The organism is Rhizobium hidalgonense (assembly GCF_005862185.2).
GTDB lineage: Bacteria > Pseudomonadota > Alphaproteobacteria > Rhizobiales > Rhizobiaceae > Rhizobium > Rhizobium hidalgonense.
In genome coordinates this window covers 397,517-418,219 of the sequence record NZ_CP054027.1, presented here as the reverse complement: position 1 = coordinate 418,219, position 20,703 = coordinate 397,517, and the positions used below count along the sequence as shown (strand labels likewise).

Annotated in this window: 22 protein-coding genes and 1 tRNA gene; 16 read left to right on the top strand and 7 right to left on the bottom strand. The window is 62.1% G+C overall.

Annotation, left to right across the window (positions count from 1 at the left end; all coding sequences use genetic code 11):
• Nucleotides 1-58 precede the first annotated feature (58 nt).
• Nucleotides 59-143 (top strand) — tRNA-Leu (locus tag FFM81_RS02025).
• Between the two features lie 126 nt (nt 144-269).
• On the opposite strand, the gene FFM81_RS02020 is transcribed toward FFM81_RS02025, so the two are convergent.
• Both FFM81_RS02020 and FFM81_RS02015 read right to left on the bottom strand, forming a co-directional pair.
• Nucleotides 270-557, bottom strand: a complete 288-nt coding sequence (locus FFM81_RS02020) for a hypothetical protein (protein WP_003567023.1) — start codon at nt 555-557, stop codon at nt 270-272.
• A gap of 167 nt (nt 558-724) precedes the next feature.
• Complete coding sequence (locus tag FFM81_RS02015; RefSeq protein WP_003567024.1) at nt 725-1,009, bottom strand: hypothetical protein; 285 nt, start codon at nt 1,007-1,009, stop codon at nt 725-727.
• Nucleotides 1,010-1,222: 213 nt separating this feature from the next.
• On the opposite strand from FFM81_RS02015, the gene FFM81_RS02010 reads away from it, so the two are divergent.
• The gene (locus FFM81_RS02010; protein ID WP_097537245.1) at nt 1,223-2,971 is read left to right on the top strand and encodes a cation:proton antiporter domain-containing protein; all 1,749 of its coding nucleotides are present in this window, start codon (nt 1,223-1,225) and stop codon (nt 2,969-2,971) included.
• A 56-nt stretch (nt 2,972-3,027) separates the two neighbouring features.
• Here the strand turns inward: FFM81_RS02010 and FFM81_RS02005 are convergent, their stop codons facing one another.
• Nucleotides 3,028-3,312 carry a hypothetical protein gene (locus FFM81_RS02005; RefSeq protein ID WP_173883749.1) on the bottom strand — a complete coding sequence of 95 codons (285 nt, stop codon included), beginning with the start codon at nt 3,310-3,312 and terminating at the stop codon, nt 3,028-3,030.
• A gap of 258 nt (nt 3,313-3,570) precedes the next feature.
• Here FFM81_RS02005 and FFM81_RS02000 point away from each other — a divergent pair, with 258 nt between their 5' ends.
• On the top strand, nt 3,571-4,161 hold the full coding sequence (locus FFM81_RS02000) for a YqaA family protein (RefSeq protein WP_003567027.1): 591 nt from the start codon (nt 3,571-3,573) through the stop codon (nt 4,159-4,161).
• Between the two features lie 22 nt (nt 4,162-4,183).
• Nucleotides 4,184-4,699: a disulfide bond formation protein B gene (locus FFM81_RS01995; protein ID WP_097537243.1), complete on the top strand. Its 516-nt coding sequence runs from the start codon at nt 4,184-4,186 to the stop codon at nt 4,697-4,699.
• A gap of 10 nt (nt 4,700-4,709) precedes the next feature.
• Here FFM81_RS01995 and FFM81_RS01990 read toward each other — a convergent pair whose 3' ends face one another.
• Together FFM81_RS01990 and FFM81_RS01985 are read right to left on the bottom strand one after the other, a co-directional pair.
• Entirely contained in the window at nt 4,710-5,267 is a 558-nt protein-coding gene (locus FFM81_RS01990) for an HNH endonuclease (protein WP_138386471.1), read from the bottom strand.
• A 111-nt stretch (nt 5,268-5,378) separates the two neighbouring features.
• Nucleotides 5,379-6,071 (bottom strand): DNA-3-methyladenine glycosylase family protein, encoded by a 693-nt coding sequence (locus FFM81_RS01985; protein WP_097537241.1) that lies wholly within the window; start codon nt 6,069-6,071, stop codon nt 5,379-5,381.
• Here FFM81_RS01985 and gluQRS point away from each other — a divergent pair.
• Nucleotides 6,070-6,951, top strand: a complete 882-nt coding sequence (gluQRS, locus tag FFM81_RS01980; protein WP_025417171.1) for a tRNA glutamyl-Q(34) synthetase GluQRS — start codon at nt 6,070-6,072, stop codon at nt 6,949-6,951. The genes FFM81_RS01985 and gluQRS overlap by 2 nt on opposite strands.
• Here gluQRS and FFM81_RS01975 read toward each other — a convergent pair.
• Nucleotides 6,916-7,839, bottom strand: coding sequence for a YihY/virulence factor BrkB family protein (locus FFM81_RS01975; protein WP_003567032.1), 924 nt, complete (start codon nt 7,837-7,839; stop codon nt 6,916-6,918). The genes gluQRS and FFM81_RS01975 overlap by 36 nt on opposite strands.
• Nucleotides 7,840-7,915: 76 nt before the next feature.
• On the opposite strand from FFM81_RS01975, the gene FFM81_RS01970 reads away from it, so the two are divergent.
• From FFM81_RS01970 to FFM81_RS01940, 7 genes are all read left to right on the top strand, one after another.
• Nucleotides 7,916-8,749, top strand: coding sequence for an SDR family oxidoreductase (locus FFM81_RS01970; RefSeq protein ID WP_003567033.1), 834 nt, complete (start codon nt 7,916-7,918; stop codon nt 8,747-8,749).
• A gap of 14 nt (nt 8,750-8,763) precedes the next feature.
• Nucleotides 8,764-8,967 carry a twin transmembrane helix small protein gene (locus FFM81_RS01965; protein WP_003567034.1) on the top strand — a complete coding sequence of 68 codons (204 nt, stop codon included), beginning with the start codon at nt 8,764-8,766 and terminating at the stop codon, nt 8,965-8,967.
• Nucleotides 8,968-9,388: 421 nt separating this feature from the next.
• Nucleotides 9,389-9,967, top strand: a complete 579-nt coding sequence (locus FFM81_RS01960; protein WP_025417173.1) for a cob(I)yrinic acid a,c-diamide adenosyltransferase — start codon at nt 9,389-9,391, stop codon at nt 9,965-9,967.
• Nucleotides 9,968-10,000: 33 nt separating this feature from the next.
• Entirely contained in the window at nt 10,001-10,798 is a 798-nt protein-coding gene (locus FFM81_RS01955; protein WP_003567037.1) for a rhomboid family intramembrane serine protease, read from the top strand.
• Between the two features lie 162 nt (nt 10,799-10,960).
• Nucleotides 10,961-11,710 carry an electron transfer flavoprotein subunit beta/FixA family protein gene (locus FFM81_RS01950; protein ID WP_173883748.1) on the top strand — a complete coding sequence of 250 codons (750 nt, stop codon included), beginning with the start codon at nt 10,961-10,963 and terminating at the stop codon, nt 11,708-11,710.
• A 24-nt stretch (nt 11,711-11,734) separates the two neighbouring features.
• Nucleotides 11,735-12,664, top strand: a complete 930-nt coding sequence (locus FFM81_RS01945; RefSeq protein ID WP_025417176.1) for an electron transfer flavoprotein subunit alpha/FixB family protein — start codon at nt 11,735-11,737, stop codon at nt 12,662-12,664.
• Between the two features lie 209 nt (nt 12,665-12,873).
• Entirely contained in the window at nt 12,874-13,755 is an 882-nt protein-coding gene (locus tag FFM81_RS01940) for a 3-hydroxybutyryl-CoA dehydrogenase (protein WP_003567040.1), read from the top strand.
• Nucleotides 13,756-14,003: 248 nt separating this feature from the next.
• Here the strand turns inward: FFM81_RS01940 and tlpA are convergent, their stop codons facing one another.
• Nucleotides 14,004-14,666 (bottom strand): thiol:disulfide interchange protein TlpA, encoded by a 663-nt coding sequence (gene tlpA / locus FFM81_RS01935; protein WP_003567043.1) that lies wholly within the window; start codon nt 14,664-14,666, stop codon nt 14,004-14,006.
• Between the two features lie 26 nt (nt 14,667-14,692).
• Between tlpA and argH the strand changes: the two genes are divergently transcribed.
• From argH to FFM81_RS01915, 4 genes are all read left to right on the top strand, one after another.
• Nucleotides 14,693-16,096 carry an argininosuccinate lyase gene (argH, locus tag FFM81_RS01930; RefSeq protein ID WP_003567044.1) on the top strand — a complete coding sequence of 468 codons (1,404 nt, stop codon included), beginning with the start codon at nt 14,693-14,695 and terminating at the stop codon, nt 16,094-16,096.
• Nucleotides 16,097-16,228: 132 nt separating this feature from the next.
• Nucleotides 16,229-16,423, top strand: a complete 195-nt coding sequence (lptM, locus tag FFM81_RS01925; protein WP_003567045.1) for an LPS translocon maturation chaperone LptM — start codon at nt 16,229-16,231, stop codon at nt 16,421-16,423.
• An 11-nt stretch (nt 16,424-16,434) separates the two neighbouring features.
• Nucleotides 16,435-17,703, top strand: coding sequence for a diaminopimelate decarboxylase (gene lysA / locus FFM81_RS01920; protein ID WP_003567046.1), 1,269 nt, complete (start codon nt 16,435-16,437; stop codon nt 17,701-17,703).
• Nucleotides 17,704-17,969: 266 nt separating this feature from the next.
• On the top strand, nt 17,970-20,651 hold the full coding sequence (locus FFM81_RS01915) for a TIGR02302 family protein (protein WP_097533383.1): 2,682 nt from the start codon (nt 17,970-17,972) through the stop codon (nt 20,649-20,651).
• Nucleotides 20,652-20,703: the final 52 nt, after the last annotated feature.

The window sequence follows — 20,703 nt, the reverse complement described above, 5'->3', positions numbered from 1 at the left end:
TTGCCCGTCTTGCGTCTGCGGGCGCTCGCATGTTAGACAGCCGCCCGTTCACTCCGTTGCCCCATTGGCGGAATTGGTAGACGCGCTCGACTCAAAATCGAGTTTCGAAAGAAGTGCTGGTTCGACCCCGGCATGGGGCACCAGCCTTCGCTCTGCCGAGCTTCGGCTCGGCGAGCCGAAGAGAGCAGCTAAGCGGAGGCTGTCGCGCCGTAGTTCCGTCAGGAACGTAGGCGGACCGAACAATGCTCCGATTAGCTGCACCACCCAACCTACTTGTTCTTCAACAGCCACATCTTGCCGGCCATGGTGATGCCGTAGACGTCTTTCGTGCCATCGTCATCCAGATGCCGGCGCTCGAGGAAACCCGGCTCCTTCAGCTCGCCCAGCGTCTTGGCGGTGACCGATTTGATTTTCTGCGGCCGTTCTTTCCAACGGTCGTTCTTTGCATAAGTCACTGTCGCGTTCTGATGCGTCCATTTATTGGCTGGCTGAGGGTAAAGGTCTCCATCCCTGGCGAGTTTCAGTGCGGCAATCTGGGACGGCGTAAGTTCAATCATCGTGGAAAATCCTGTGCAGGCGGTGTTTGCGCTGGGAGCGCGCTTCTACCAAAGGCGTGCTCATAACACCGACGGACGAGTTTCACCACTGCATTGAGGTATCAGCGCCATGAAAGACGAAAACCCGGCTCTTTGAACCGGGCTCCGTCTTTGTTGGGGATTTTTCATTAATCGCAACGCCGGACCGTTTTGGTCACTTCGCCTTCGTCGGTCTGGCGGGTAACGCTTCTGGTTTCGCAGCCATTGTCGCGATAGCGGCGGTGGTCACGTTCGCGCACCGCACCGAAAGTGACGCCACGCTCGCTGATGGTGATGCCGGGCCGTACTCGTTCATGACGATAGCCATCATCGTAGGAACGTTCCCTGACATAGACGCTGTCGGCGAGAACAGGCGCTGCAAACGAGCAGGCGGCAAGGGCCGCCACAGTATAGTTCAGGATGATCTTCCGCATGTCGTTTCTCCTTTCTTGATGAAAGGGCAACGAGACAAGACGGAACTGGTTCCAACATCGCCAACCGCCCGGTCCTACCGCCGACGACGGCAGACGATCATCTGCGCCTTACCGGCCAGACTGAGAACAAGCAGCGCCGGCCACCCAAATCACCTGTTTAATTTTGCTCGCGCTTCGTCCAAAGTGGCCGCCGCCAAACAAGAGAGAGCAGACGTGCATCAGGAAGTAGGACTCATAGCGACGGTCGCCGTCAGTTTCGTTTTCGCAGCGATTCTCGGCTATGGTGCCGATCGGCTGCGGCTGCCGCCGCTCGTCGGCTACCTCTTGGCCGGAATCCTGATGGGGCCGTTCACGCCCGGCTTCGTCGCCGATACCGCCCTTGCCGGCCAGCTCGCCGAAATGGGCGTCATCCTGCTGATGTTCGGCGTCGGCCTGCATTTTTCCGCCTCCGACCTGCTCGCCGTGCGGGGCATCGCCGTGCCGGGCGCGATCGGACGCATCATCCTCGCCACCCTGTTGGGCATCGGCCTTTGCAAACTCTGGGGCTGGAGCCTCGGGGCCGGCATCGTCCTCGGCCTCAGCCTGTCGGTGGCAAGCACCGTCGTTCTGCTGAAGGCGCTGGAGGAGCGCAATCTCGTCAATGCGCCAAGCGGACGCGTCGCCGTCGGCTGGCTGATCGTCGAGGATCTGGTGATGGTGCTGGCTCTGGTGCTGCTGCCGGCGCTCGCCGAGCTTCTCGGCGGCAACGCCGCCGCCACCACCAACCACGGCCTCGGCGAGCTTTCCCTGGCGCTGACGATCGGCCTGACGCTGTTGAAGGTGGTGGCCTTCGCGGCCATGGCGATCTTCCTCGGCCCGCGCATCGTGCCCTGGCTGCTGACGATGATCGCCCGCACCGGCTCGCGTGAGCTCTTTACCCTGACGGTGCTGGCGATTGCGCTCGGCATCGCCTTCGGTTCGGCGGCGATCTTCGGGGTTTCCTTCGCGCTCGGCGCCTTTTTTGCCGGCGTCGTCATGAGCGAATCCCAGCTCAGCCACAGGGCGGCGGCCGATTCGCTACCGCTGCAGAACGCCTTCTCCGTGCTGTTCTTCGTCTCCGTCGGCATGCTCTTCGACCCATCGATCCTGGTGCGCCAGCCGCTGGCGGTGATCGGCGCGCTGGCGCTCGTCATCCTCGGCAAGGGCATCATCACCTTCGCGCTCGTCATCCTGCTGCGATATCCGATCAGCCTGGGGCTGACATTGGCCGGTGGCCTCGCCCAGATCGGCGAATTTTCCTTCATCCTCGCTGGCCTCGGCGTGTCGCTCGGGCTTCTGCCGCATGAGGGCCAGGATCTGATCCTGGCCGCCGCAATCCTGTCGATCACGCTCAACCCGATCGTTATTCTCGCGACCGACGGATTGAAGAAATACGCCCATTCGACATGGCCCTCGCTGTTCGAAAACTACGGCAGAAAGAGGCAGAAGGCGCTCGGCAAGGAACTGGAAAAGATCAGGGCGCTGGGCGAGGAGCGCGAGCGCCAGCATCAGTTGAAGATGCAGCAGCTGATCGAAACCTTCCCGCTGTTCTCTCAGGTCAGCGAGGACGCCCAGGAGGAGTTGCTGCTGCTCTTCAAGGCGAAGTCCGCTCCACCCGGCGAACGCGTCATTCGCCGCGGCGACCGCGGCGACAGCATGTATTTCATCTCGTCCGGAGCGGTGGAGGTGCGGCTCGCCAGCGGCGCAATCCGCCTGGAACCTGGCGCCTTCTTCGGCGAAATGGCGCTTCTCACCGGCGGACGACGCACCGCCGATGTCATTGCCGTCGATTTCTGCCAGTTCGAAGTGCTCGAGCGGCGCGACTTCAACATGTTCATGTCACACCATCCCAATCTACGCGCCGCCGTCAGCGAGATGGCCCAGAAGCGCACGGAGATGAACGTCCTGCGTCAGCAATGGGAAAAGTCGATGGATCTGTCCTGAATCGCAAACAGCAGCGGGATTAAATCCCCCGCTGCTGACCGGCTGCGGTGAAAGTCTCAGCGCGCCGGCCAATAGCCATCGGAGCGGAAATCCTCGGGGATCGGGTCGAGCCGCGACAAGGCTTCTGCGGCGAAATCGATCTGTAGCGACAGGTGCTTGAGAGCCGCCAGCATCGGCCTGCCTGTCGCAAACTCCCGGATACGCGACGGATGATAGCCGCTTTCGCTGAGCCGCCGTGCCGCCTCCCGGCGCACATCGTCCGGGCTCGGCCTGCCGCTCTCTTCGGCCTGGACAGTCATTTCCACAGCCCGCCCAAGGCCGCCTTCGATCACTTTGAACATTCTTTTGCCACCCTGCACGTCGACCCAATTCAGCTGGAGCATGATGTCATGAGAAAACCGCCCACACTTTTCGGCATCATGCTCTGACAGCTTGCCGCAGAATGGCCGATTCGCAATCACGTGAAATCTTGGGAGAGGCGTCGAGGCCCCGCATCACGAAAATTTTTGGATGGCGGTGGCATGAAGGACACGGGCGAGCATTTACAGCGCCGCGCACGGCCCCTAAAGCTTTTTGCACCGCAACAGGAAGGAAACGGAATGCTCCGCAGACTTTACGACTGGACCATGTCTCTTGCCGCGCGCAAATCGGCCGAAGTCTGGCTCGCCGTCATCGCCTTCGTCGAAAGCTCCGTCTTTCTCGTCCCCGCCGATGTGCTCTTCCTGCCGATGGCGCTTGCCAAGCCGGAGCGCTCCTATCGCTACGCGCTGATTGCGACCGTCGCCTCCGTGCTCGGGGGCATCGCCGGCTGGGCGCTCGGCTTTTATGCCTATGAGACGGTGGCGCGACCGGTTCTCGAATTCTACGGCAAGCTCGAAGCCTTCGAACAGATGAAGGCCTACGTCACCTACGAATGGATCCTGCTGCTGCTGGTCACCTCGGGTCTTGCACATCTGCCGCCGATCAAGATCGTGACCATCCTGTCCGGCGTCATCCATGTCAACCTGGGCCTTTTCATCGTTTCGGCGATTGTTGCGCGCGGCGCGCGTTTCCTGTTCCTCGCCTGGCTGTTGCGCCGTTTCGGCGAGCCGATCCGGGATTTCATCGAGAAGCGCCTCGGCCAGATCGTCGGCATCGGTGCGGGTGCCGTGATCGTGCTATACGTCGGCTACCGCTCTTTCGCTCACTAAGCCTACTTTGCGGAGTTCCGCCATGACTGCCACTTCCTCACCGCTCGCCCGCCCCGGCTTTGTCTATTCCATATTGCTCGCCATCGGCATGGCGGCGGCGGTCGGCACGGCGCTCGGTTTCCAATATATCGGCGGCTATATTCCCTGCGCGCTCTGCCTGCTGCAGCGCCAGCCTTATTATTACGCCATCCCGATCGCGATCCTGGCCGCCATCTCCGAGCTCGTCGGCCTGCCGAACTGGATCACCCGCGCACTCATTCTCGCCGCCGGAATGCTGATGCTGGTCACAGCGGGCATGGGCGTCTATCACGCCGGCGTCGAATGGCATTTCTGGCCCGGTCCGGCCACCTGCTCGACGACGGCAAGCAGCATGACGAGCAATGCCGGCGATCTGCTCACCGAGCTCAACACGATCAAGGGCCCGTCCTGCACCGATGCGGCGCTCCGGGTGCTCGGCCTGTCTTTTGCGGGCTGGAACGTGATTGCGGGAGTTCTGCTCGCAGCCTTCGCCTTTGCAGGCGTTCGCAAAGCCGCCTAAGGCGACGCGATCAGGGCTGCAGTTCGGTATCCCAGTAGAGATAGTCGAGCCAGCTGTCATGCAGATAGTTCGGCGGGAACAGCCGGCCATTATTGTGCAGATCACGCACCGTCGGCTGATAGGGCTTCTGCGACGGGAACATGCTTGCCTGCTTGGGAAGCTTGCTGCCCTTGCGCAGATTGCAAGGCGAACAGGCCGCCACGACATTCTCCCAGGTCGTCTCGCCGCCATGGGCGCGCGGGATGACGTGGTCGAAAGTCAGGTCGTCATGGGCGCCGCAATACTGGCATTCGAACCGGTCACGCAGGAAGACGTTGAACCGGGTGAAAGCCGGATTGCGAGACGGCTGAACGTAAGTCTTCAGGCATACGACGCTCGGAAGCCGCATCGAAAAGCTCGGCGAAGAAACCGAATGCTCATATTCTGCGATAATGTTCACACGGTCGAGAAATACCGCCTTGATCGCGTCCTGCCAGGACCACAGCGACAAGGGGTAATAACTCAGTGGCCGGTAGTCAGCGTTCAGAACGAGCGCTGGCAGGGCCTGGGGGGAGACTGCAATCGTCAAGGGACTCTCCTGATCGATTCGGCATCTGCACCTGTATATTAGGCCGGTTGTTACAGGATTGTGAAGTCCAATAAATTCAGAGGATAAAGGCAATTTGAAGAGTAACGCCGATCAGCCGGTCGGCACCATGTCGCGGCGCGTTTTCACTGCGTAATAAGCCCAGAAAAGCCGCGCCGCCACCGAGCGCCATGGCGACCAGGCTTGCGCAAGCGCGGCAAGCGCCTTTGCTTCAGGCCGTGCCGCGAGACCGAATGCCGCACCGACGGCATTCTGCAGCGCGACGTCGCCAGCCGGAAACACATCGGCATGGCCGCCGCAGAACATCAGATAGACCTCCGCCGTCCACGGACCGACGCCCTTCAGCGCCGTCAATGCGCCAAGCGCTTCATTAGGCGGCTTCAGGCAGAGCCCGGAAAGATCGAGGCGGCCGGAGGCAACGGCTTCGGCGATCCGCGACAGGGTTTCGGCCTTGGCGCGCGACAGCCCGAATTCGCGCCAGGCCTCGGCGTGAAGCAGCACGTAGCCTTCCGCGGTCAGCAGGCCGTCTGCCGGCAGCATGCGCCGCCAGATCGCCTCGGCGCTGGCGCGCGATACCATCTGCGAGACGATGATATGGGCAAGGCCGGCAAAACCGGGTTCGCGCAGCCGCAACGGAAGGGGTCCGATATCCCCAGCGATCGGCGCGAGGCGCGGATCGAGGCCGAGCAGCGCCTCCAGCCCCCGCCTGAGGTCGTCGTCGTTGCGGATGATCTGCACATTGCCTCCCAGTGGTTCGAAACTCAAATCCATGGCAGAAGAAAGCATGATCACGAGTGAGCGTCAAAAACCTGTATTTCGTTTTGCGCCGAGCCCGAACGGACAGCTGCATCTCGGCCATGCCCTCTCGGCCCTCTTGAACCATGACATGGCGGAGGCCGCGCATGGCCGCCTTCTGCTGCGCATCGAGGACATCGACCAGGCGCGCTGCACGCCCGAGTTCGAGGCCGGCATCCTCAGGGATCTCGACTGGCTTGATATCAGCTGGGAAAGTTCGGTGCGGCGCCAGTCGGAACATTTCCCCGAATATCAGGCGGCGCTGCATGCGCTGATCGAGCGCGGCCTGGTCTATCCAGCCTTCCTGACCCGCGGCGAAGTGAAGGCGCGTGTCGCCGCCTATGAGGCGGCCGGTCAATCCTGGCCGCGCGATCCCGACGGCACGCCGCATTATCCCGCGACCGATCGCGAGCGCCCGGAAGAGGAATGGCGGGACATGCTGGCCTCGGGGAAGAAACATGCCTGGCGGCTCGATATGCGCAAGGCGCTCGCGCTGATCGGCGAGTTGCTGTTCTGGACGGAAACCGGCGACGGCAGATCGGGCGAGATCGCCGCCGAGCCCGAAGTCTGGGGCGATGTCATCCTGTCGCGCTCGGATGCCCCGTCGAGCTATCATCTGTCGGTGGTCGTCGACGATGCGTTGCAGGGCGTCAGCCATGTCGTACGCGGCTTCGACCTCTTCCCGGCGACATCAGTCCACCGGCTGCTGCAGGTGCTGCTCGACTTGCCCCAGCCCGTCTATCACCATCATCGTCTCATTCTCGATGCGAGCGGCCGCAAACTTTCGAAAAGCGAAGGCGACAGCGGGCTTGACGAATTGCGCGCCCGTGGCCTGTCAGGGGCCGATATTCGCCGCCTTGTCGGGCTCTGACCGCCTTTCGACCCGCTCTCTGCCGACGATCGAAAGCGTGTGGGAGAACATCCGGAAGACGCGAAATTTGATCAGCGCCGCATTGATCTCCGCTCCGATGATGAAGATGACGCCGACCATGTAGAGGAAGATTAGCACGATCATGACGGAGGCGAGACCGGCATAGGTGGCGGTATAATTGGCGAAGGTCGCCAGATAGTAGGCAAAGATCAGCGCCCCGGCGAGCCAAAGCAGCAGGGTCAGCAGCACGCCCGGAATGACGTCGAAGACCCGCCGCTTGCCGGCCGGCAGCCAGAGATGCATGACCAGCAGCCCGACGGTCAGAACCACAAGCGTGCCGTAGATGCGCCAGCTGAAGACGACGTCGAGCGTATCGGCAAACAGTGGAAGCCACTTCCTGGCATAGTCGAGAGCCAATGGCACGGCCACCAGCAGGATGCTGATCGCGGCAAAGATGATGACCGCAATCAGCACGTAGCCGAGGCTGGCGAGGCGGGTGAAATACCATGGTCGCGTTTCCTGCACCCGGTAGGCACGATTGAGCGAGATGCGCAGCGCCTCGACACCGTTCGAGGCGAAGTAGGCAGCCGCCAGCACCGAGATCGTCAGCAGCCCGCCGCGCTGAATGGTCAGCACCTGCAACACCTGGTCGGCGAGCGGCTTGGCGATCGCCTCCGGCCAGGTATCGAAGATCAGATGGATGGCGGTAGAGGAGAACTGATCGGCGCCGAGAAAGCTTGCCAATGCCGTGCCGAAGATCAGGAAGGGGAAAACCGCAAGCAGGCTCGACAGCGCGACGTGGCTCGCCATGGCAAAGCCGTCATCCTCGACCATGTGACAGATCGCGTCATAGACCACGTCGTAGATCGTGCGCAGCGCCTTCGGCATTCCGTCCCCGGCTTTCCAGATTGTATCCTCTGGCCGAATATGGGAAACGAGTCCCATTTTGTACAGGAATCATTCCATGGCGGAAGAGCGCACCATCGTCGTCACCGGATGCTCGTCCGGCATCGGCGCTCACTGCGCGCGGGCGCTGAAAGCCGATGGCTGGCGCGTCTTCGCAACGGTGCGCAAACCGGAAGATTTGGCGGGGCTGGAAGCCGACGGCATTGAAGCCTTGCTGATGGACTATGCGAGGACCGAAACGATTTCCGAGCTGGTCGGCGCTGTTCTCGAACGCAGCGGTGGCCGCATCGACGCGCTCTTCAACAATGGCGCCTATGGCCAGCCGGGCGCCGTCGAGGATCTTTCGACATCAGCGCTACGCGCCCAATTCGAGGCGAATTTCTTCGGCTGGCATGAACTGACGCGGCAGGTAATCCCGGCGATGCGCAAACGCAAAGAGGGCCGGATCGTGCAATGCTCGTCCATCCTCGGTGTCGTGCCCTATCGCTATCGCGGCGCCTATACCGCATCCAAATTCGCGCTCGAAGGCCTCAGCATCACGCTGCGCATGGAGTTGCAGGGTAGCGGCATCCATGTGAGCCTGATCGAGCCGGGACCGATCGCCACCCGTTTCACCGCCAATGCGCTCGCCAAGATCAAGGAGCATATCGACGTCCGGAATTCGCCGCACGCGGCCGACTATGTCAGGCAACTGGCAAGGCTCGACGGATCGGGGCCGGTCAACCGCCACAAGCTTGGCCCGGAAGCGGTCTATTCGGTATTGAAGCACGCATTGAACTCGCAAAATCCAAGGCCACATTATCCTGTAACGACACCGGCTAAACAGGGCATGGTCCTGAAGCGGTTGCTTCCGGCAGACCTCTTCTACCGCCTGATGCGCTGGACGGACTGAGAAAGCTGAATGCCATGTCCACGGTCACCTATATCCTCGCGATCATCGTCATGGGCTGCGTTGCCCTGGTCCTGATCCGCGGCCTCTTCAACATGATGAAGGGCGGCGACGCCAACCGTTCCAACAAGCTGATGCAGCTTCGCGTCCTATTACAGGCAATCGCCGTCATCCTGATCATGATCACACTCTGGATCACCGGGGGCGGCCGGCCGACTTGAGAAGATCGTGGAGTGGGGATTCCGAAGATGGGCACGAATGGCAATGACAGAGGCGAGGTGATGCCGGATGAGGTGTCTCTCCAGGCAGCGTCAAGTTTGGCGAAAAAGCCAACCCCACTCTCCGTCATCCCAGGCCTTGAGCCGAGGATCCATGCCTTGGCTGCTGGTGGGCGCCGTGTGGATGCTCGGGTCAAGCCCGCGGTTGCCCGGTTCGTACCAATGGCTGCCCCTCACCTAACCCTCTCCCCGTTCTGACGGGGAGAGGGGACGTGCCCTCCGAGATGTCGTCGAGGAGCGGAGAGGGTGCGGCATCTTCCCTTCTCCCCGTAAACACGGGGAGAAGGTGGCGGCAGCCGGATGAGGGGCCGGCCTCGCCGATCTCCTGCCTTGCGAAAGCCCTCCCGCCTATGGACGGTGCGACATGGTGAAACTCAACAAAATCTACACCAAAACCGGCGACGACGGCACGACCGGTCTGGTTTCCGGCCCGCGCAGGACAAAGGACGACCTGCGCGTCGAAGCCTATGGCACGATCGACGAGGCCAATTCTGCGATCGGCCTGGCGCGGCTGCACACATCAGGCTTGCCCGAGCTCGACGCCATGCTGATGTCGATCCAGAACGACCTCTTTGACCTCGGCGCCGATCTCGCCACGCCTGATACCGGTGAGACGCCGGCCTACGAGCCGCTGCGGATCGTCGAGACCCAGGTGGACCGCGTCGAGCACGACATCGATCAGTTGAACGCCGATCTCGAGCCGCTGAAATCCTTCATCCTGCCGGGCGGCAGCCCCGCTGCCGCACATCTGCATCTGGCTCGCACGATTGCCCGGCGCGCTGAACGTCTGATGGTGGCGCTTGCCCGCATCGACGGCGAAATCGTCAGCGAGCCGGCAAGGAAATACGTCAACCGGCTCTCCGATTTCCTCTTCGTCGCCGCGCGACATGCAAATAACCGGGGCCAAGCGGATGTGCTTTGGGTTCCCGGAAAAAACAGATAGGTTCGCCGTGACGACGATCGCCGGGGGGCCTTTATGTTCATACCACTTCACGACGCCAATACGCTGAAACACATCAAGGTCCAGTGGGTGACGCTCTTGCTGATCGCCCTGAACGTCGCAATCTGGCTGTTGACCAGCCTGGAAGGCGAGCATGCAGCCCAGGCAACGACGGTCGGGCTCGGCTATATCCCGGCGATCGCCTTTGGCGACGCGGTGCTGGCGCAAGGGCTGGAAATCGTGCCGGAGCCGCTGACCTACCTCACCTATGCCTTCGTCCATTCCGGCTTCTGGCATCTCGCCGGCAACATGATCTTCCTCTGGGTCTTCGGCGACAATGTCGAGGACGCCATGGGACATCTGCGCTTCCTGATTTTCTACCTCGCCTGCGCAGCCGCCGGCGCGCTCTGCCACGGCCTGCTGGCCATGACGTCGCAAGCGCCGCTGGTCGGCGCTTCGGGGGCGATTTCCGGTGTGGTTGCCGCCTATGTCTTGCTGCATCCGCGCGTCAGGGTCTGGGTTCTGGTGTTCTTCCGCCTGCCGCTGCCGCTACCGGCCTTCGTGCCGCTGCTTTTGTGGATCGGCCAGCAGTTCTTCATGCTGGCAATCGCACCCGACGGCGACGTTTCCTGGGGCGCGCATGTCGGCGGCATCCTTGCCGGCGCTCTTCTGATTCTGGTGTTGCGCCGACCAGGTGTGCCGCTCTTCGACAGGGAGATCGTCACGCCCCGCGCCGTCAGAAGCGATGCCGGCACCGGTCCGGCCATCACCGCCGACGCAGCCGGGCGGAACGCACAACGTCTTCCCTGGGGGCGGCGTCGACAAGAATATTGACGTGAACGTAAACGTCCATATATTGCCCGGCAAATCGCCCGCCTGCGGCATGGAAGCGTTGTATTTGGAGGAAAAGCGCGTATCCATGTCGCCATTCGACAATCGAAATGGCGCGCGAGGGCGCATTTTCGCTGAAGCCAATTTCCCTGAAGGAAGGACCCCATGAAGATTCTCGTCCCAGTCAAACGGGTTGTCGACTACAACGTGAAGATCCGGGTGAAGCCGGATGGTTCCGGTGTCGAGCTTGCCAATGTGAAGATGTCGATGAACCCGTTCGACGAGATCTCGGTGGAAGAGGCGCTGCGGCTGAAGGAAGCCGGCAAGGCCGAGGAAGTTGTGGTTGTGTCGATCGGTCCTGCCAAGGCCGAGGAGACGCTGCGGACGGCGCTGGCCATGGGCGCCGACCGGGCGATCCTGGTCGAGACCGAGGATGCGGTCGAGCCGCTGGCCGTTGCCAAGATCCTGAAAGCGGTGGCCGATGCCGAACAGCCGGGTCTTGTCATCGTGGGCAAGCAGGCGATCGACGACGATTCGAACCAGACCGGCCAGATGCTGGCAGCACTGCTGGGCAGGCCCCAAGCGACCTTCGCCTCGAAGATTGAGATCGGTGATGGCAAAGCCCAGGTCACCCGCGAGGTCGATGGCGGCCTGCAGACGATCGAGATCAAGCTGCCGGCGGTGGTCACATCCGACCTTCGCCTGAACGAACCGCGTTATGCCTCGCTGCCGAACATCATGAAGGCGAAGAAGAAGCCGCTCGACAAGAAGAGCCCGGCTGACTTCGGCGTCTCCACGACGCCGCGGCTGAAGGTGCTGAAGACCGAGGAGCCGAGTGGCCGCAAGGCCGGCGTCAAGGTCAAGTCGGTCACTGAGCTTGTCGACAAGCTGAAGAACGAAGCCGGCGTGCTTTAAGGCTGGGAAAGAGAGAACAACATCATGACCATTCTTCTTCTGGCCGATCACGACAATTCGAGCCTTTCCGACCAGACCGCCAAGGCGCTGACGGCGGCTTCCCAGATCGGCTCCGACGTGCACATTCTCGTTGCCGGCAAGGGCGCCAAGCCTGCTGCCGATGCGGCGGCCAAACTCTCCGGCGTCTCGAAGGTACTGCTGGCCGAAAGCGACGCACTCGCCAACAATCTGGCCGAACCGCTGGCCGATCTGATCGTCTCGCTTGCTGCCGGTTACGACACGATCATCTCTGCCGCCACCTCGGTCGGCAAGAACGTGCTGCCGCGCGTCGCCGCCCTGCTCGATGTCGCCCAGGTCTCGGAGATCATCGAAGTCGTCTCCGCCGATACGTTCAAGCGGCCGATCTATGCCGGCAATGCCATCCAGACGGTGCAGGCAAGCGATGCCAAGAAGGTCATCACCGTGCGCACCGCCTCGTTTGCTTCGGCATCTGAAGGCGGCTCGGCCAGCGTCGAGGCGATCCCGGCGGTCTCCAATCCGGGTCTGTCGACTTTCGTCAAGGACGCGCTGTCGGCTTCCGACCGTCCGGAGCTGACCTCGGCGAAGATCATTCTCTCCGGCGGAAGGGCACTCGGTTCGGCGGAGAAGTTCAAGGAAGTCATCCTGCCGCTGGCCGACAAGCTCGGGGCTGCCGTCGGCGCATCCAGAGCCGCCGTCGATGCCGGTTATGCGCCGAACGATTGGCAGGTCGGCCAGACCGGCAAGGTTGTGGCGCCCGATCTCTATATCGCCGCCGGCATCTCCGGGGCCATCCAGCATCTGGCCGGCATGAAGGACAGCAAGGTGATCGTCGCGATCAACAAGGACGAGGAGGCGCCGATCTTCCAGGTCGCCGATTACGGCCTGGTCGCCGATCTGTTCGAGGCGCTGCCGGAATTGCAAAAGGCGCTTTAAAACAGGTCGAGCCAAGACCGAAAGCGCCAAAAGCGAATCCGAAAGATCGCGGCGCGCTTCAAACGCCCCAAATGCCTTTCTTTCGCACTTGCGAATGACTGGAAAATTATCTTTTATCGGGCTACTACTGCTGCCGGGCGATCCTTCGTCCGGCAGCATTGCAAAAAAATGCGGCAGCGCGGGGGCGAATGCCGTGCGGGGGTTTGGAGATGAATGCGGTGTTGAAGAATATTGGTATTATCGGTGCCGGCCAGATGGGCTGCGGCATCGCGCATGTTTCGGCCGCCGCAGGTTACAAGGTTCACATCTACGATCTCTCACAGGATCGCATCGAGTCCGGCCTTGCTACCGTCAACGGCAACCTTGCTCGGCTGGTGACGAACGGCAAGATGACCGAAGAGGAGCGCAAGTCGACCTTGTCGCTCATCTCGGGCTCGTCCGATATCAACGATCTCGCTCCGTCCGATCTCGTCATTGAGGCCGCCACCGAGGATGAGGCGGTCAAGCGCAAGATCTATGCCCAGGTCTGTCCGGTCCTGAAGCCGGAAGCGCTGCTTGCCACCAACACCTCTTCCCTTTCCATCACCCGGCTTGCTGCCGCCACCGACCGCCCCGAGCGCTTCATGGGTATTCATTTCATGAACCCGGTGCCGGTGATGAAACTGGTGGAACTGGTGCGCGGCATCGCGACCGATGAGAAGACCTTCTCCGCCGCCAAGGAATTCGTCGGTACGCTGGAAAAGACCATCACCGTCGCTGAGGATTTCCCAGCCTTCATCGTCAACCGCATCCTGCTGCCGATGATCAACGAGGCGATCTACACCCTCTATGAAGGCGTCGGCACGGTCGACGCGATCGACACGGCGATGAAGCTCGGCGCCAACCATCCGATGGGGCCGCTGCAGCTTGCCGATTTCATCGGCCTCGATACCTGCCTGTCGATCATGCAGGTGCTGCACGACGGTCTGGCAGACTCGAAATATCGCCCCTGCCCGCTACTGGTGAAATATGTCGAAGCCGGCTGGCTCGGACGCAAATCCGGCCGCGGCTTCTACGATTATCGCGGCGAAGTGCCAGTCCCGACGCGCTAAAGCGCGTCGCCATCTTTCAGGTTTTCCGCATGTCGTGATCGCAAAACCAATGTTGCGCGACATGCTTTATGCAGACATCATCAGAAAGGGCGAATGGACCGAGCGCCCGCGACATGCTTTCCTTGCCGTGAACGGGAGGAAATGCCATGTCGACCGAAACACCGATGTTCCTGCTGCAATGCTGCGTCCTCATCGGGCTCGCGGGTGTGTTTCTCATCAAAGGAGACGGCGACTCCTGACCGGCCTCCTTACGACCCGATCGCCCCCTTGATCAGCGCCTTTGCATCGTCGCTGTCCCAGGCAGCCGGGCCGTTCATCGCAGAAATCAGGCAGCCCTGGTCGTCGAGCAGCAGCGTCACCGGCAGGCCGAAGGCGAGGCCTTCCTTCTTCAGGCTGTTGAAGACGGCAATCGTATTGTCCCGGTAAAGCTGCAGCGCATCGACGCCAGTCTCGGCGAGGAAAGCCTTCGGCTTCTCGTCGTCGCCGCTATCGATATTGACCGGCACGACCTGGAATTTGTCGCTGCCCATCTGCTTTTCGAGCGCGTTCAAAGCCGGCATCTCCTCGCGGCAGGGAACGCACCATGTCGCCCAGAGATTGAGAAGCACGGTCTTGCCGGCAAAATGATCGAGCGTCATAGGCTTGCCGTCGGGGCCGTTGAAGGACACCCCGGTCAGCTTGCGCGGTTCATTGGCGGCAACCATGGCGGCAACCTGCCCCTTCATCAGCGGCGTCAGATTGGCAGCGCGCTCCTTGGCCAGCGAGCATTCGGCCGAAGCCGTTTCACCGCCGCCATTGCCAATCCCGGTCTCCTTCACGTATACCGCTGCCGCACCGGCAATGACGCCTGCAACGGCGGCGATTGCGATCAATTTTACGGACGGCAGGCCGAAAGGTTTTTTTGTCGTCATTTCATTCTCCAGGACGGGCATCTTCCATGGCCGAGAGCAACACGGACACCAAATCCTCCAACCAGATGTGGGGTGGGCGCTTCGCCTCCGGCCCGGACGCGATCATGGAGGAGATAAATGCCTCGATCGGTTTCGACAAGAAGCTATTCGCCCAGGACATCCGCGGTTCGATCGCTCATGCGACCATGCTTGCCCACCAGGCGATCATTTCATCGGACGATAAGGACAAGATCGTTCACGGGCTAAACACGATCCTGTCAGAAATCGAAAGCGGCAATTTCGAATTTTCGCGCCGGCTCGAAGACATCCACATGAATATCGAAGCGCGTCTGGCGACGCTGATCGGACCGGCCGCCGGCCGGCTGCACACCGCCCGCTCGCGCAACGATCAGGTAGCGCTCGACTTCCGCCTTTGGGTGAAGGAAGAGCTCGAGAAGACCGAACGAATGCTGACCGGCCTGATCGCCGCCTTCCTCGACCGCGCCGAGGAACATGCCGAAAGCGTCATGCCGGGCTTCACCCATCTGCAGACCGCCCAGCCCGTTACCTTCGGCCACCATTGCATGGCCTATGTCGAAATGTTCGGCCGCGACCGCTCGCGCGTGCGCCACGCCATCGAGCATCTGGACGAAAGCCCGATCGGCGCTGCCGCCCTTGCCGGCACCGGCTATCCGATCGACCGCCACATGACGGCCAAGGCGCTCGGTTTCCGTGAACCGACCCGCAACTCCATCGACACGGTCTCCGACCGTGATTTCGCCATCGAATTCCTGTCGATCGCAGCGATAACAGGCATGCATCTGTCGCGCCTGGCCGAAGAGATCGTCATCTGGTCGACCCCGCAATTCGGTTTCGTCCGCCTCTCCGACGCCTTCTCCACCGGCTCCTCGATCATGCCGCAGAAGAAGAACCCGGATGCGGCCGAACTGGTGCGCGCCAAGACCGGCCGCATCAATGGCTCGCTCGTGGCGCTGCTGACGATCATGAAGGGCCTGCCGCTCGCCTATTCCAAGGACATGCAGGAAGACAAGGAACAGGTCTTCGACGCGGCCGAGAGCTTGGAACTGGCAATCGCCGCCATGACCGGCATGGTGCGCGACATGACCGTCAACACCGCGCGCATGAAGGCGGCGGCCGGCTCCGGCTATTCGACGGCAACCGACCTTGCCGACTGGCTGGTGCGTGAAGCGGGCCTGCCCTTCCGCGATGCCCATCACGTGACCGGCCGCGCCGTGGCGCTTGCCGAAAGCAAGGGCAGTGATCTTGCCGAACTGCCGCTCGCCGACCTGCAGGCGATCCATTCCGCGATCACCGACAAGGTCTACGACGTCTTGACCGTCGAGGCCTCGGTCGCCAGCCGCAAGAGCTTCGGCGGTACGGCGCCCTCCGAGGTGCGCAAGCAGATCGCCTTCTGGCGCGCCCGCAACTGAGAAATAGCGGGCGTGTGAAATGCCGTCTCGCCCTTCGTCGCAGGCGGGAAAAGCGCCCAACAATCAGGGTGCACAAGGCGGCTAAACTTCGATATGAACGATGGACATCAAATGCCGCACAAGAGGATATCTATGCAGAAGAGCTTGCCGCACCTCATCCGCCTGACGGCGGCGCTCGCCGTCATCGGCCTTGCCGTTGCCGGATGCGGGCGCAAGGGCGATCTCGATCCGCCGAGTGCTGCGGCAACCAAGGAAGGCGACGTTTCCAAGCCGACGAAACAGCCGGGAACCGTCGATAAGCCCTTCCTTCTCGACCCGCTTCTTTAAGGCTTAAGCCCGTGAACCATTTCGAATACCGCGACGGCGTCCTTCATGCCGAGAACGTCCCAGTTCCCGAGATCGCCAAGGCGGTCGGCACGCCTTTTTATGTCTATTCCACGGCAACGCTGGAGCGCCACTACCGCATCTTTTCGGAAGCCTTTGCCGATATGGACTCCATGGTCTGCTATGCGATGAAGGCGAATTCGAACCAGGCGGTGCTGAAGACGCTCGGCCGGCTCGGCGCCGGCATCGACGTCGTCTCGGAAGGCGAGCTACGCCGCGCGCTCGCCGCCGATATTCCGGCAAGCCGCATCATGTTTTCAGGTGTCGGCAAGACGCCGTCCGAGATGGATTTCGCTCTCGAGGCCGGCATCTACTGCTTCAACGTCGAATCCGAGCCTGAGCTCGAAATCCTCAATCAGCGCGCCGTCAGCGCCGGCAAGAAAGCCCCGGTCTCTTTCCGCATCAACCCGGATGTCGACGCGAAAACGCATTCCAAGATCTCGACCGGCAAGAAGGAAAACAAATTCGGCATTTCCTGGGAACGTGCCCGCGCCATCTATGCCCATGCCGCCAAGCTGGCGGGCATCGAGGTCACCGGTATCGACATGCATATCGGCAGCCAGATTACTGAATTGCAGCCCTTTGACGACGCGTTCAGGCTGCTGCACGATCTTGTCGCGACGCTGCGCGCCGACGGCCACACCATCGATCACGTCGATATCGGCGGCGGCCTCGGCATCCCCTATAAGGACGACAACAATCCGCCGCCGCTGCCGGATGCCTATGCGGCGATCGTCAAGAACCAGTTGCGCGGCCTCAACTGCAAGATCATCACCGAGCCCGGCCGCCTGATCGTCGGCAATGCCGGTATCCTCGTGACCGAAGTCCTCTATGTGAAGGATGGCGGCGAAAAGACCTTCGTCATCGTCGACGGTGCGATGAACGATCTCATCCGCCCCACCCTCTACGAGGCCTATCACGAGATCCGTCCGGTGACGATTTCGGCGGCGAACGCCCCCCGCATCCGCGCCGACGTCGTCGGCCCCGTCTGCGAGACCGGCGATTACCTGGCGCTCGATCGCGAAATGGCGATGCCGAAGCCCGGCGACCTGATCGCCGTCAGCACGGCCGGCGCCTATGGCGCGGTGCAGGCCGGCACCTATAACAGCCGCCTGTTGGTGCCCGAGGTTCTGGTCAAAGGCAGCGATTTCCATACGATTCGCCCGCGCAGGACCTATGCGGAGCTGATCAGCCTCGACTCGGTTCCGACCTGGCTGGACTGAAGCATCTCGCGCAAACTGTGCAGCGTTCTTGCGATCACGACATGCCTAAAACACCGACCTAAAGCGCGAGGAGCAATCTGAAAGATCGCGACGCGCTTTAACCAGCCATCACTTTTTGGCGAATAAACGTGAAAAGCCGGTATTGCCGGCCGCTCGCCCTCGCCTTCGCCACAAAGAGTGTTATCCTTGTCAGTCATGAGCGTATTGCCCCGCAATCGCCGGAAGCGCCCTCTGTTCCAAAACGCCAGATCGCGGAGACCGGATCGATGACAAGCCCCTCGAAGCAGAGGAAAGGTGCATTTGCGCTCCGCCCTTCGCTTGCCCGGCTGGTAACGACGAAACGCTTGCTGGCGCGCGTCGTGCTGTTTTTCGAGCAGTTGCTGCCGCCTTTGATGCCGGTTCTGGCCGTCGCCGCCTTTTATCTCTCAGCCTCCTGGTTCGGCCTCTTCCGTAGTGTGCCGGACTGGCTGCGCATCCTGCTGCTGGTCGGCTTTGCCACCGCCTTTCTCGTCTCGCTCCTGCCCTTGCGCAATCTGCGCTGGCCGGGGGTCACCGAAGCCGACCGCATGCTGGAAGAGCGCAACGGCCTGCCGCACCAGCCGGTCACCGTCCAGGAAGACGAACCGGCCTTCGATACGCCCTTCGCCCGGGCGCTCTGGCGCGAGCACCAGACCCGCATGGCCGAAAAGATCGCAGCCCTCGATGCCGGGCTGCCGCGACCCGATATCGCCGCGCATGACCGTTTTGCCCTGCGCGCCGTGCCGGCGCTGTTGCTGGTCACCGCCTTTGCCTATTCGCTGTCGATCAACGGCGGCTCGCTTGGAGACGCCTTTCAAGCAGCGCCCGAGCAGGTGATCGTCGATCCGGCAGTGCGCATCGACGCCTGGGTGACACCGCCCTCCTATACCGGCCGCGCACCGATCTACCTGACCGCTGACGGCAGCGAGCAGGCGGCGATCGGCATCCCGCAGTTTTCGGGCCTCACCGTTCGCGTCAGCGGCGGAAAGACTGCCGAAAAGGTCGTGTTCCGCAAGGCGAACGGCCAGGCGCAGGATATCGCCGTGCAGGCCGATACCAAGCCGCAGCAGACGGCGGCTGGCAGCGAACAGCCGAAGACGGCCCCCGCCGGCCAAGCACCCACCAGCCAGGCCCCCACCAGCCAGGCATTGGTCGCGCAGACGCATGTGATGAAGCTCGAAGAGAATGGCGCCCTCGAAGTCAACGGTCGCCGCTGGAGCTTCGAGGTCCTCCCCGATAAGGCGCCGGAGATCGCCTTCGACGGTTTGCCGAAGCCCAGTGTCAACGGCGCGCTTGAAATCGGCTTTACCGTCAAGGACGATTACGGCGTCCAGGAGGCGCATGCGGAGATCGTTCCGGTCGAGACCGATCCGACGGCGACGCCGCTCTATCCATTGCCGGAATACCGGCTGGATATTCCCCGCCGCAACGCCCGCGACGCCAAGGGCGTGACCAGCCGCAACCTGACCGAACATCCGCTTGCCGGCAAGCGCGTGCGCGTGACACTCGTCGCCAAGGATGCCGCCGGCCAGACCGGGCGCAGCCCGCCGCATGAGATGATCCTGCCGTCGCGGCCTTTCAACGAGCCGCTTGCCGCGGCCGTCGCCGAGCAGCGGCAAGTCTTCGCGCTCGACACCCGCAAAATGCCGCAGGCGATCGCGCTGAACGAGGCGCTGACCATCCGCCCCGAGGAGACCATCCCCAAGCTCACCAATTATCTGCTGCTGGAATCCGCCTTGACGCGCATGAAGCTTGCAAGGGGTGATGAGGCGCTAAAGGATACCGCCCAATATCTCTGGGAGATCGCTCTCGGCATGGAGGACGGCGATCTTTCGCTAGCCGAGCGCAAGCTGCGCGAGGCCCAGCAGAAACTTGCCGACGCATTGGACCGCAACGCGCCGGACGAGGAAATCAAGAAGCTGATGGATGAGCTGCGCAAGGCGATGCAGGACTATATGACCGAGCTTGCCCAACGCATGCAGAATGCGCCGATGCAGCCGAACCAGAACGCCCAGAATATCCTGCGCCAGCAGGATCTGGAACGGATGATGGACCAGATCGAGAATCTCGCCCGCTCCGGCAATCGCGACGCAGCCCAGCAGATGCTGTCGGAATTACAGCGCATGATGAACAACCTGCAGGCCGGCAGGCCGCAGCGCGGCCAGCAGAGCCAGGAAAACAGCGAAGCCCGCAAGCAGATCGACAAGCTCGGTGAGATCCTGCGCGACCAGCAGAAGCTGATGGAAGAGACCTTCCGTCTCGATCAGCAGCTCAGGGATCGCATGCAGCGCGGCGAACCCGAGATGGGCGAAAACGATCCGCTGCTCGACGAGATGAACCCTGGAGAGAACGGCGAGCCGCAGGATCAGCAGCAGGGCCAGCAAGGCAAGGACGGCCAGCAGCCCTCCGACCAGATGACCGCCGAGCAGCTGCGCGAGGCGCTGAAACAACTGCGCGCCCAGCAGGATGGGCTCGGCAAACAGCTCGGCGAATTGCAGAAAAAGCTGGGCGAGATGGGAATGAAGCCCGGCCCCGGCTTCGGCCAGGCGCAACGCGAGATGGAAGGTGCGGGCCGTGAGCTCGGCCAGGGCCGCGGCCAGCCGGCCATCGAGGGCCAGGGCCGCGCGCTCGAAGCGCTTCGCCAGGGCGCCCGCGACATGATGAACCAGATGATGCAGGCCCAACAGGGTCAGCAAGGGCAAGGTCCGAACGGCCAGGTTGGTCAGGGGGATCAGAATGGCCGCGACCCGCTCGGCCGCCCGCGCCGCGTCCAGGGGCCGGATTTCGGCGACAACAGCGTGAAGGTGCCCGACGAGATCGACGTTCAGCGCGCCCGGGAAATCCTCGACGCGATCCGCGAAAAGCTCGGCAACAATCCGCCGCAGGAAATGGAACGGCGGTATCTCGAACGGTTGCTGGATATTCAGTAGGCCTTACGCCGCCGTATAATGGATCGGCGGCGCGCTAAAACAGGTGACCGCA